The 11846-nt window shown below is 73.0% G+C and carries 13 protein-coding genes and 1 tRNA gene; 8 read left to right on the top strand and 6 right to left on the bottom strand.

The features are described from left to right. Positions 1–97 precede the first annotated feature (97 nt). On the top strand, positions 98–1219 hold the full coding sequence (locus B0E54_RS17945) for a hypothetical protein (protein WP_234585466.1): 1122 nt from the start codon (positions 98–100) through the stop codon (positions 1217–1219). 12 nt (positions 1220–1231) lie between these two features. Here the strand turns inward: B0E54_RS17945 and rsmI are convergent, their stop codons facing one another. Next, positions 1232–2071 (bottom strand): 16S rRNA (cytidine(1402)-2'-O)-methyltransferase, encoded by an 840-nt coding sequence (gene rsmI, locus B0E54_RS17940; protein WP_255787204.1) that lies wholly within the window; start codon positions 2069–2071, stop codon positions 1232–1234. A 255-nt stretch (positions 2072–2326) separates the two neighbouring features. Between rsmI and B0E54_RS17935 the strand changes: the two genes are divergently transcribed. From B0E54_RS17935 to B0E54_RS17920, 4 genes are all read left to right on the top strand, one after another. Then, the gene (locus B0E54_RS17935) at positions 2327–3880 is read left to right on the top strand and encodes a dolichyl-phosphate-mannose--protein mannosyltransferase (protein WP_234585793.1); all 1554 of its coding nucleotides are present in this window, start codon (positions 2327–2329) and stop codon (positions 3878–3880) included. 379 nt (positions 3881–4259) lie between these two features. Beyond that, on the top strand, positions 4260–4625 hold the full coding sequence (locus B0E54_RS17930; protein WP_234585462.1) for an MmcQ/YjbR family DNA-binding protein: 366 nt from the start codon (positions 4260–4262) through the stop codon (positions 4623–4625). Positions 4626–4712: 87 nt separating this feature from the next. Further along, positions 4713–6008, top strand: coding sequence for a VWA domain-containing protein (locus B0E54_RS17925; protein WP_234585460.1), 1296 nt, complete (start codon positions 4713–4715; stop codon positions 6006–6008). Beyond that, positions 6008–6790, top strand: coding sequence for a peptidase (locus B0E54_RS17920; RefSeq protein ID WP_234585446.1), 783 nt, complete (start codon positions 6008–6010; stop codon positions 6788–6790). Before B0E54_RS17925 ends, B0E54_RS17920 begins: the two co-directional genes overlap by 1 nt. Positions 6791–6844: 54 nt before the next feature. On the opposite strand, the gene B0E54_RS17915 is transcribed toward B0E54_RS17920, so the two are convergent. Continuing rightward, on the bottom strand, positions 6845–7114 hold the full coding sequence (locus B0E54_RS17915; protein ID WP_234585444.1) for a hypothetical protein: 270 nt from the start codon (positions 7112–7114) through the stop codon (positions 6845–6847). Positions 7115–7299: 185 nt separating this feature from the next. On the opposite strand from B0E54_RS17915, the gene B0E54_RS17910 reads away from it, so the two are divergent. From B0E54_RS17910 to B0E54_RS17900, 3 genes are all read left to right on the top strand, one after another. Then, positions 7300–7956, top strand: a complete 657-nt coding sequence (locus B0E54_RS17910; RefSeq protein ID WP_234585441.1) for a 4'-phosphopantetheinyl transferase superfamily protein — start codon at positions 7300–7302, stop codon at positions 7954–7956. A 141-nt stretch (positions 7957–8097) separates the two neighbouring features. Beyond that, on the top strand, positions 8098–9003 hold the full coding sequence (locus tag B0E54_RS17905) for a hypothetical protein (RefSeq protein WP_234585427.1): 906 nt from the start codon (positions 8098–8100) through the stop codon (positions 9001–9003). A 186-nt stretch (positions 9004–9189) separates the two neighbouring features. Further along, entirely contained in the window at positions 9190–9888 is a 699-nt protein-coding gene (locus tag B0E54_RS17900; RefSeq protein ID WP_234585413.1) for a hypothetical protein, read from the top strand. Here B0E54_RS17900 and B0E54_RS17895 read toward each other — a convergent pair. From B0E54_RS17895 to B0E54_RS17880, 4 genes are all read right to left on the bottom strand, one after another. Further along, positions 9885–10427 (bottom strand): hypothetical protein, encoded by a 543-nt coding sequence (locus tag B0E54_RS17895; RefSeq protein WP_234585410.1) that lies wholly within the window; start codon positions 10425–10427, stop codon positions 9885–9887. The genes B0E54_RS17900 and B0E54_RS17895 overlap by 4 nt on opposite strands. Positions 10428–10540: 113 nt before the next feature. Continuing rightward, positions 10541–11191, bottom strand: a complete 651-nt coding sequence (locus tag B0E54_RS17890) for a DedA family protein (protein ID WP_234585398.1) — start codon at positions 11189–11191, stop codon at positions 10541–10543. Between the two features lie 137 nt (positions 11192–11328). Next, positions 11329–11405 (bottom strand) — tRNA-Ala (locus B0E54_RS17885). A 193-nt stretch (positions 11406–11598) separates the two neighbouring features. Next, on the bottom strand, positions 11599–11846 hold a 248-nt coding region (locus B0E54_RS17880), incomplete at its 5' end, for a hypothetical protein (RefSeq protein WP_234585396.1).

Raw genomic sequence — 11846 nt, 5'->3', positions numbered from 1 at the left:
CGGACCGGACCGACCACCCCGCCCATTGGTCCGATTTGTCGTCGACACGCGGTCCAACTGCCCGATCTGCCTCCGCCACCGGTGTGCAATGAACGTCGTGACTGGCAGAGGATCGGCCCGGGACCACGACGAGCGTCCCACCGGGCCGACCGGCGACGACGAGCCCGGCGCACCCCGGGCCGGGGTCGCGCCGCAACCCCGGCCGGTCCCCGCCGCCGAACCCGACCGGCCCGGCCACCAGCGGCCCACGCCGGCCGGACGGGCGGCCATGCCACGGCGGGACACCTCGACGGAGCTCGCGGCCAGCCCGGCCCGGCCCACGCCTGCCGCGCCGGCGCCCACCCCGGCCCGGCCCAGCCCGCAGACGCCCGTGCCCAGCCCGGCCCGCCCGAACCCGCCGAAGCCGCCGGCCCCGTCGGCCGACGGCGCGGCGACCGGGCGCGAAGCGGCCCGATCGGCGGTCGAGGCGCAGCCGGCTATCGGGGTCCCGGGCGAGGTGGAGCCGACCACCGGGGCGCCGGTGGACGCGGTGCCACGTCGGGTGCCGGTACGCCAGCAGAGCCGTCGCCGGGATGTGCACCGGGTCGACGGGGACCGGCCACCGGACGACGAGGGCACGTTCTGGGCGCCGATCGAGCAGGTGCACTGGGACGGCACCCCCGTCCGGGAGGACGTCGCCCCCCAGCGCCGTGCCGCGACGCGGGCTCGCCGTGACTCCTCGCGGACGTTGCCGGACCCGCTGCCCGGACTGACCGCGCTGGTGCTGCTGAGCCTGGCCGCGGCCTTCTTCGCCTGGGTCAGCGCCGGCCCGTTCTGGCTCGCGGTCGGGCACGGGCGCGACGGCACTGTGGTGATCGACAACTGCACCGGAGGCGGTCTCACCCAGCGGTGCCGGGGCATCTTCACCGCCGACGACGGACGGTTCCTGGCCCACGGCGTACGGGTCAGCGGCGTACCCGCCGGAGGTGGCACCCCCGGGGCCGCGCTGCGGGCGCGGATGACCGGCCCGGACAGCAGCACCGCGTACGCCGACACCGGCGCGGGACGTCACCTGCGCTGGCTGCCCGGGCTGCTGGCGGTGCTCGGCTGCGCCGCAGGCATCGTCCGGTGGACGGGGTCGGCCCGGCTGCCCGGCCGGCGACACCGCCGCTGGGCGGTGGCCGCGGCTCTCGCCGGCCCCGCGCTGATCACAGTCGGCTTCCTCGCCGCCGCGTGGTGAGTGCGCCGGGAGTCAGCTGTGCACGATCGTGTAGACCTCGCGTCGGCGCAGCGAGTATTCGGTGGCGACGTCGGTGATGGCGTCCCGGCGGGACCGGCCGGTGGCCTCCCGCTCGGCGACGGCCGCGCGCAGGGTGTCGTCGTCGGGGCGTTCCGGGGCGGTCACCGGCGAGCCGGCCACCACCAGGGTGATCTCCCCGCGCGGATCGCTCTCGGCGGCCCACCGGGCCAACTCGCCGAGAGGGCGGCGGAGCACCTCCTCGTAGGTCTTGGTGAGTTCCCGGCAGAGCGCGGCCGGCCGGTCCGCGCCGAACGTCTCGGCCAAGTCGGCGAGCGCCGCCCCGATCCGGTGCGGCGCCTCGAAGAAGACGAGGGTGCGCTCCTCGGCGGCGAGCGCGCGCAGCCGGGACCGGCGGGCGCCCCCGCTGCGGGGCAGGAACCCCTCGAAGCAGAACCGGTCGCAGGGCAGCCCGGAGACGGCGAGGGCGGTGGTCACCGCGCTGGGTCCGGGCGCGACGGTGACCGGCGCTCCGACGTCCAGCGCGGCCCGGACCAGCCGGTAGCCGGGGTCGGAGACGCTCGGCATCCCTCCGTCGGTCACCAGTGCCACCACGTACCCGCCGAGGATGACCTCGACCAGTTCGGGCGTACGCCGCTCCTCGTTGCCCTCGAAGTAGGAGACGATCCGGCCGCCGACCGTGACGTCGAGGTCGCGGGCCAGCCGGGTCAGCCGGCGAGTGTCCTCGGCCGCGACCACGTCGGCGGTGCTCAGCACCTCCCGGAGTCGGGCCGAGGCGTCGGCGGGGTTGCCGAGCGGGGCACCGAGCAGGATCAGGCGCCCAGCTTCGGACATTTCACCCACGAATTCGTCTCCTTCATCGACAGCGAATACCGGTATCAGGGACGACGGGCGCCACACGACACCCTGGCAGCCTACGATCGCCGGGTGACGAGTGCGTCGACAGCGCAGAGCCCGAGCGCCGACCCGGCAGACACGGTCGAGGTGTCCGGCGAGCCCAGCCCCCACCAGGAACCGGCGGCACCACGTGCCGACGGCGGGGGCATATCCGCCGTGGTCCGTCGCCGGTTCGCCACCGTCGACAGCCGGATGGACCCGTATTCGTGGCTCGCCACCGCCGTGGTGGTGGTGATCGCGGGGATCCTGCGCTTCGTGGGCCTGTCCAGCCCCAAGGGCAAGATCTTCGACGAGACGTACTACGCCAAGGACGCGTACGGGCTGATCAGCCGGGGCGTCGAGTGGAACTACAAGGACAACGTCCCGTCGTACGTGGTGCACCCACCGCTGGGCAAGTGGCTGATCGGCGTCGGCGAGTGGGCCTTCGGCTACCAGGACGCGGAGTCGAAGGTCTCCGTCGGTGGGCACCTGTTCACCACCGCGCCGGAGTTCGGCTGGCGGTTCTCGGCGGCCGTGATCGGCACGCTTTCGGTGCTGCTGCTGGTCCGCATCGGCCGGCGGCTGTTCCGCTCGACGGTGCTCGGCTGCGCGGCCGGCCTGCTGCTCGCGCTGGACGGCTTCCACCTGGTGCTGTCGCGCGCGGCGCTGCTCGACATCTTCCTGCTGTTCTTCGTGCTGGCCGCCTTCGGCGCGCTGGTGCTCGACCGGGACGCCCGCCGCCGGCGCTGGGCGCGCGCCCTGGACGACGGGCTCGACCCGAGCCTGCCGGGTCGCGCGGGTCGACCGCCGACCGGCTGGCGCACGTGGCCGTGGTGGCGGCTCGCCGCCGGGGTGCTGATCGGCTGCGCCTGCGCGGTCAAGTGGAGCGCGCTCTACTTCGTGCCGGTGTTCGCCCTGTTCGTGGTCCTCTGGGAGGTCGGGGTCCGCCGCTCGGCGGGCGTCCGCAGGCCCTGGCGGGACACTCTGCTCGACGAGGTCCCCTGGCTGGTGCTGGCCGGCGTGCTGATGGTCGGCACCTACCTCGCGACCTGGTCGGGGTGGCTGCTCAGCGACGACGGCTACTACCGGCTGGCGTCGTCGACGGCGTACCCGACCGGCTCCCTCAGCGACACCCCGGTGATCGGCCCGCTGGTCAACCTCTTCGAGTACCACCGCGCCGCGTACGGCTTCCACGCCCAGCTCGACGATCCGCACAAGTACCAGTCGTGGCCGTGGCAGTGGCTGCTGCTCGGGCGGCCGGTGGCGTTCCACTGGTCCGGCGACGGCGCCTGCGGGGCGCCGACCTGCGCCTCGGAGATCCTGCTGCTCGGCACCCCGCTGCTGTGGTGGTCGTTCCTGCCCGCCTTGGTGGCGCTGGTCTGGCTGGGCATCGCCCGACGGGACTGGCGGGCCGGCGCGATCCTGCTCACCGTGGCCGCCGGGCTGCTGCCCTGGTTCTGGTTCGCTCTCGACGGCCGGACGATGTTCTCGTTCTACGTCGCGCCGGCGCTCCCGTTCCTGGTGCTGGCCGTGGTGTACGTGCTGGGCGCGCTCATCGCTCCGCCCGGCGGTGACGTGGGTGAGACGGCAGCCCTGGTGCCCGGCGACGCGGGCTACGAACGCCGGCTGGTGGGCAGCGTCGCGGCCGGGGCGTACGTGCTGCTGGTGGGGTTGTGCTTCGCGTACTTCTATCCGATTTTCGTGGGACGGGTGATCCCGTACTCGGACTGGCTGTCCCGCATGTGGCTCGACGGCCGCTGGATATAAGCACCGGCAGGCGACGCGCCGCACAGCGCGACGGAAATCGGGCCCGCACGCGTCTCGCGTGCGGGCCCGACCTCTTACACAAAGACGCGCGCCCCGATCGCCTGCCACGGGGGAAGCGGGCGATTGGGGCGCGCATGAAGAGCTTAACCACCGCGCACCACCGGCACAACGGGTCAACTTGGGTCAGATTTCCGACGGATTCCGCCCGGCACCACTACTCCCCTCCAACCGTTGACCGAGGGTGACCTGGCGTGGACCCAGCGCCCCGAACCGGCGTCCCGACGCCGACGGAGGCCGCCGCGAGGGCTGCCGGCGACGCGGCGCGAGGCACTAGGCTCGCCGTGGTGGACGTCGCGATCGTGACGGGAGGCGGGATGCCGTGGAGCTGTTGGAACGGGTCCGGGCGGTCTGCCTCGCGCTGCCCGAGGTGACCGAACGCCCCAGCCACGGGTCACCGACCTGGTTCGTCCGGGACAAGAGCGTGTTCGTCACCCTGCACGCCGACGGGCACCACCAGAACGACTTTCCCCACCTCTGGTGCGCCGCGCCGACCGGCGCCCAGGCGGAGCTGACCGCCGCCGATCCGGCCCGCTTCTTCCGCCCGCCCTACGTCGGCGGCCGGGGATGGCTCGGCGTACGGCTCGACGGCACCGTCGACTGGGCCGAGATCGACGAGTTGTGCCGGGACGCGTACCGGGAGATCGCGCCGAAGCGGCTTGTCGCACTGCTCGATCCGCCCGCCTGACCCGGCCGGTCCCGCGCGTCAGCGGTCATCCGGGACGACCAACCACCCCAATGATCATCCAAAGTGGATTTCACTACACTGCCGGCCGTGATCAACTTCAGACGATCGGCGGCCGTCCTCCTCGGACTGCTGGCGACCACCGCGCTGACCGGGCCGGTCCCGGCGGCGGCCGACGAGGAGCAGGCGGCCGAGCCGCCCCGGGTCGAGCTGGTGCTCGACGTCAGCGGCTCGATGCGGGCCGCGGACATCGACGGGCGCAGCCGGATCTCGGTGGCCCAGCAGGCGTTCAACGAGGTGGTGGACGCGCTGCCGGAGGAGACCCAGCTCGGCATCCGGGTGCTCGGCGCGACCTACAAGGGCAAGGACAAGAAGGTCGGCTGCCAGGACACCCAGCAGATCGTTCCGGTCGGGCCGGTCGACCGGACCCGGGCCAAGGCGGCGGTCGCGACGCTCCGGCCGACCGGGTTCACCCCGGTCGGGCTCGCGCTGCGCTCCGCCGCGCAGGACCTGGGCACCGGTGCCACCACCCGGCGGATCGTGCTGATCACCGACGGGGAGGACACCTGCGCACCGCCGGACCCGTGCCAGGTGGCCCGGGAACTGGCCGCGCAGGGCACCAGCCTGGTCGTCGACACGCTCGGTCTCGCGCCCGACGAGAAGGTACGCCGCCAGCTGCTCTGCATCGCCGGGGCGACCGGAGGCACCTACACCGCCGCCCAGAGCGCCGACGAGCTGACCGGCCGGATCAAACAGCTCGTCGAGCGGGCCGGTGACACCCACACCCGGGCCCCGACAGTGGTCGGCGGCGCGAACGCCTGTGACTCCGCGCCGCTGCTCGCCCCGGGCGTGTATGCCGACCGGGAGGCGTTCTCCGAGCACCGCTACTACCGGGTGCCCGTACGCCCCGGGCAGGAGCTGCGCGCGTCGGTGAGCATGGCGCTGGACCGGCCGGTGAACCGGGACTACGGGGTGCTGCTGCGGGCGACCGCGGTGGATGGCCGGGAACTGGTCCGTGGCGCGGACGCCGGCAGCGGCCGGGCCGACGTGCTCTCCGCCGGCCTGCGCTGGTCGGCCACCGCCGACGACGAGGACGCCGCCGACGACGAGAACGAGACCGCCGAGACCTCGACGCCCGTCGTCGAGCCCACCACCGTCTGCCTGGTGGTGAGCAACTCCTTCGCCGCACGCCCGGGCACCGCGGCGACGCCCGGCATGCCGGTGGAGCTGACCATCGACGTGGTCGCCGCCGCGGGGACCCCGGACGGGCCCGACCTCGGCCGAGGCTGGGTGCTGCTCGCCCTGCTCACCGTGGCTGGCCTGCTCACGGGCCTGATCGCCGGCCTGCTCACCCGCTGGTGGGTCGCCACCTGGAGGGAGAACTGATGCGTACCGCACTGTTCCGGTCACTGGCGGCGCTGCTCGCGGCCGGTGGGGCCGCGCTGCTGCCCGGGGCTGCCGTGGCCGCCCCCACCCCGTCTCCCGGCGCCACGCCGGTGACCCGGGCCGGCACCTCGTTCCTCACCGCCACGCCGATCACGGCCGGCCAACCGGTACGGGTGGACGCCTCGGTCGGCGATTACCTCTACTGGTCGTTCCCGGCGACCGCCGGGCAGGTGCACGAGATCAGCGCCACCGTCACCTTCCCGAAGGCACGCAGCGGCGCCTCCACCTGGACCATCGACGTGTTCGACGGGCTGCGCCGACGGCAGGCGTGCACCGCCGGGGCGCAGACCCCGACTGTGGACGGCAAGGCGTCGAGCGTGGCGCTGGGCTGCACGCTGCGCGAGGTGCGGCCCTGGGCGGAGCCGTGGTCGGCCGACCCGCTGCCCGGCACCTACGTCGTCCGGCTCTCCGTCATCGACCTGCCCGAGCCCGACCTGGGCGCACCCGTCGACGTGGACCTGCTGGTCGGCGTCCTCGCGGACCGGGGCGCCTCGGCCGACGACGGGGAGCTGGCCGCGCCGCTGGTGGCGAACACCAGGGCGGGCACGGTGCTCAACGCCGTACCGACGCCCGACCCGGAGGCCGACGACGAGGGCGACTCGCTGACGGACTGGCTGCCGGATCTCGGCTCGCGGTGGATCTGGACCGGCATCGGCGGCGTGCTCGCCGCGGTGGCCGGGGTGTTCGGGTTCGCCCTGACCCGCCGGCCCCGCCGGGCCTGAACCCGCCCGGCCGCCTGGTGGCCCCGCCCACGTCGGGCGGGGCCACCGGCAGGCTCAGCGACGTCTCGCGCCGCGTGGCAGCCAGCCGATGAACCGATCCTGCAACGACATCACCGGGGCCGCTCGCAGGTCCTCGGCGGCGGCGGCGAGACACGAGCCCAGGTAGACGCTGAGCATGGCCCGGTCATCCCCGTATTCCGCGATCAGCCGGCTGCGCTTCGTCGCGCACGGCCACTCGTCGCCGCAGGAGCCGCAGCTCCAGCCCGGGGTCGTCGGTGCGTGGTCGTCGGCCCGACCCCCCGGCGGTTCGGTGCCATCGCTCATCGCAGGTCCTCTCCAGATGTTCGCGGGACTGGCCAGCTATTGATGGTGGTCCCCCCGGAGCCATCTTGGAGGGCACGACGCGTCCCTCCGGTGTTACATCTTTGCGGTACCTTCTCCCGTCGTGGGAGTCGGAAATCTGACGGTCGAGCGGATGGCCCTTCGCTACCGGACGGTAGGTGGCGGCGGTGCGTGACCTCCTGCCTCCGACGGTCGCCGTGGCGGTCGCCGCTCCCGACGACTGGACCGGGGAACTCCTCACCGCCGAACAGGCGTGCCTCGGTGAACGGGCGGTGCAGACCCGTCGACGGGACTTCACCGCCGGCCGGGTGTGCGCCCGTCGGGCGATGGCCGACCTCGGCCTGCCGGCGGTGGCCGTGCCGTCCGCCGCCGACCGCGCGCCGATCTGGCCCGCCGGTGTGGTCGGCACCATCACCCACACCACCGGCTACTGCGCCGCCGCCGCGGCGCGCGCCACCGATCTGCGATCGGTAGGCATGGACGCCGAACGGCACCGCGAGATCAACGCGGGGGTACGCCGACTCGTGCTGCTGCCCGAGGAGGAGGAGAGCCTCGCGCGGCTGCCCTCCGACACCTTCTGGCCCGTGGTGCTGTTCAGCGCCAAGGAGACCGTCTACAAGGTCTGGCACCCCGTCGTCGGAAGCTGGCTGGACTTTCACGACGCCCGTTTGGACATCGACCCGGACGCCGGCACGTTCACCGCCCGGATCGCACCGGCGCGGGTGGACGCGGCGGAGGTCGCCGATCCCCCGAGCACGATCACCGGCCGGTTCGTGGTCGCCGACGGCCTGATCCGCACCGCCGCCGTCCTCACTCTCCGCTGACCCCGGCACCGTCCATGCTGGCCGGTCCGTCGACGACTCGCGGACGGTGGGACGCGAGCCGGCGCGGCGACCGGCGGGTCGGCGACGCACGGTAGCGTCGGCGGGTTCCCGAACCGCACGTACGACGCGTCAAGGAGTACGGTGACCCACCCCCAGCCCCCCGCCGGGCCGCAGGACCCTCAGCAGCCGAACCTGGAGCCGCCGACGCAACCGTTCGCGGCGACACCGCAGCCGCAGCAGTCCGCCGCCGACCCGACGGTCCCGCAGGCGCCGATGCCGCCCAACCCGTGGTCGGCAGCGGCGAACCCGCCGCAGCCACCGTTCTCCGGCGGCGCGTACCCGCAGGCCGGCGGCGCCTACCCGCAGGCCGGCGCTGGGGCCTACCCACCGCCGGGTGTGCCGGGCTACCCGCTCATGCCGCCGTCGCCCGTGCAGACGAACAAATCGAAGAAGACGGTGGTGGCCATCGCGGTGACCGCGGCCGTGCTCACCCTGCTGTGCTGCGCGGGCGGCATCGTGGCGGTGGTCATCGGCGCGAACCGCGCCGCGAACGAGGTGACCGACGCGCTGCCCACCCCGGGAGTGACCCGTGGCGTCGGGCAGCCACCGGCCACCACCGCGCCGTCGCCCCGGGCGTCCACCGACGGCGAAACCCGGAACATGTCCGCCGGGGAGACCCTGGTCATCGACGACAACGGCGGCACCGTCGAGATCACCGTGACGAAGTTCAGCACCGCCACCAAGCCCTGCACGTCGTACGGCCTCAAGCCCGACGAGGGCATGTACGTGATCGCCGACGTGACGGTGGCGGTCACCAAGGGCACCGCCTCGGCGAACCCGCTTTACTTCCAGTGGGTCGCCGCCGACGGCACGGAGACGAACGCGATCGCCGGCGCCTTCTCCGGCTGCGGCAAACCGATGCCGGCCGCCAACGACCTGACCGCCGGCACCAGGCGCACCGGCAGCGTCGTGTTCGACGTGCACGACACCGCGGGAGTGCTGGAGTACCAGCACAAGTTCGCGACCGCCGGCTCCTGGAAGCCGTGACGTGCAGTGGGGCCGGCCCGATTGATCGGACCGGCCCCACGCCCCCGTTTGTCGCGCGCTCAGCAGCCCGTCCAGCGGATCGGAGTCAACCGGTCGTCAGGTACTGGTTGTCGTTCTCCCCGACCCGCAGGACGGCGCCGGCGACGAATCTTGCCCGAGGTGTGGCGTGGTTGGAGGATGAGGCTGGTGAGCACCGATCGGCCGCCCTCGGGGCCTTCGTTGGACTACCACCTGGTCCTGCCCGCGCCGGACGACCATGAGGCGGAGGGCCTCCTCGTCGAGGAGTTCACCCGGCACGACGACTTCACCACGACAGGGCTGCACAGCGCGGGTTGGACGCCGAACGCCGGTTGGTGGAGTTCCGCTCCGCTGAGTCGCGGCCTGCGCACCGATCCGGCAGTGCTCGCCCGGGTTGTTCCCATCACACGCGTCGACGCCGCAGCCGCCTACCGTCGCCTCGGAGGTGGGCACCTGCCCTCCGAGGCGATCCTGCGCACGCACTTTCGTGACCATCAGGCCTTCGCGACCGCCCCGCCCCTGCGGCTCGGCCCGACGCAGCCACCGGAGGGCTTCCAGGAGCGACGCGTGTACCGCGTCCTCTTCGCCAAGGACCTCCGCGCGGATCAGGTGGCGACCCTGAGGGCCGCCTGGCGGACGACGGACGGCGGCACTGCCGGATCTGTCGCCGGCGGCCACCACGAGAGAGGCGGCCACCAGTTCTCGTGGGACCTGCGACGGGTCGGCCACACCCTCGCCTGGGCTCTCGACGTGACAGTCCTGATGGGAACCGGCGCGGCAGGGGCTGTTCGCTCGACCCTGACCGACCTGACGCACCTGCTGCGGCAGCACGGCCTGATCGCCGTGACGACCGAACGGTTCTGCTAGCTGTTCAAGAGGTGGAAGAAGAGCGTGTGGTGCTCCACATCGAGGAACACGGCGCTCAGCTCCGCGACGTGACTTCCCACGCTGTACGACGAGCTGTACTGCCACCGTGGCTTGTCGGGCAGATACGACGCGAGCGCCGGCCATACATCTGCCGGGCTGTTGGACAGAGGCAGCTCATCCGGGTCCAGAGTGGCGTACGGCACGAAGTCGTACTGGTCCGCCAGCACCCGCGCATCCTCCGGGCGCAGGTCGACCACGCCCTGGTACGCCCAGTCAGTCGGCCCCGGCCCAAACGAACAGGGGTTGCTCAACGGCCGCACCTGCCAGTGGATCTCCGGATCCGTGCCGACGCCCGGCAGGTCCGCCGGTGGGTCCCACGCATCGGTGCGCACCTTCGCCTGCGAAGCGTTCGCCGACTCCTGGCAGGCACGTCGGTCGGCCGCGTCTTTCTGCATCAGGAGGAACCCGGCTCCGGCGCACACGACGGCCACCACCGGGATCATCCAGGCCGCCGCGATCACGAGCTTGCGCAGATTCACGGACGAGAGCGTAGGTGGAGCACCGACGATCGGGTGCCCGCGGGACGGGCGACCCTGGTGTCCATGGCCAGCGGCACGGTCACGGACAGCCTGTCCGCCGACAGCCTCGATCGTCAGCGACCGTCACTGGGCTTCGCCGGTTCCCGCGCCGCCCGCTCGCGGCGCGCAGCCCGCCGGCCACCCCAGATCCGTGCCACGATCACCAGCGCCACCACCGCGAGCAGCACCTCCCCGCCCAGGCCGAGCCGCCGCTCCAGCAGCCCGTACGAGGCGCCAGCCAGGTAACCGAGCACCGCCACCGCCGCTGCCCACAGCGCCCCGCCGGCAACGTTGGCGAGCGTGAACGTACGCCGCGGTATGCCGCTCATGCCCGCCAGACCCGGCACCAGCGCCCGCAGCGCGGCCGCCCAGCGGCCGAACACCACCGCGGCGGCGCCCCGCCGACGGATCAGGTCGAACGCACGGCGCACTTCACCAGATCGAACGAACCGGCGTGGCGCCCGGTTCAGCAACCGGCGGCCGTAACGACGGCCAACCAGAAAACCCACCTGGTCACCGAGCACCGCCCCGGCCAGTGCCACAACCACCACCGCCCACAGCGGCAGCCTCCCAGAGTGGGCGACGACTCCGCCGACCAGCACGGCCACCTCCCCCGGCACCACCAGGCCGAGGAAGGTCGACGCCTCCAGCGCCGGGAGGAGGAACGCCAAGACGAGCACCACGACAGGTGGCAGCCCCACCAACACGTTGAGCACCCGATCCATCCGGCAATTGTCACCCAATGGCCGAGTTGTGCCGCCCAGTGCCGCGGACCTGGGGCTCTGTCCGGCGGTCAAACGACGGTCAAACGATCAAAGGCGAGTTCCCGTCATCCGAGAACCCGCCCTGACCTGCTGTTTCTTGGTGGAGCTGAGGGGATTTGAACCCCTGACCCCCTCGATGCGAACGAGGTGCGCTACCAGTCTGCGCCACAGCCCCCCACCGGAAAACCGGCTTCGGTCCCACCCGGCTTACACCGGGCGGGCCGGCAGCAAGGCTAACAGGTCGCCGGCCTCCACCGCGAATCCGCCCCCGGTGCGGCGCTGACAGCAGTACGGAGATCGACTCGACTTCCCGGAAACCGGGGCACCCCGGACGCCCCGACACCCCGACTTCAAGGAAACCGAGTCGATCAAGCGCCCGCACATCCTTGATCGACTCGACATCGCCGATGTGGCGGCATCATCTCGCGGCGATACCGCCACCTCGGCGAACCGGAGACGATCAAGCGCCGCCACGCGCCGGGCAGCACCGCCACGCGCCGGGCAGCACCGCCACGCCCGGGCAGCACCGCCACGCCCGGCAGCGCGACACCGGGCAGCGCGACACCGGGCAGCGCGACACCGGGCAGCGCGACACCGGGCAGCGCGACGTCAGGCG

The sequence above is a fragment of the Micromonospora sp. MH99 genome, from assembly GCF_021442385.1.
Taxonomy (GTDB): domain Bacteria; phylum Actinomycetota; class Actinomycetes; order Mycobacteriales; family Micromonosporaceae; genus Micromonospora.
The sequence above is the reverse complement of the archived record's forward strand: the minus strand, read 5'-3'. Positions and strand labels throughout refer to the sequence as shown.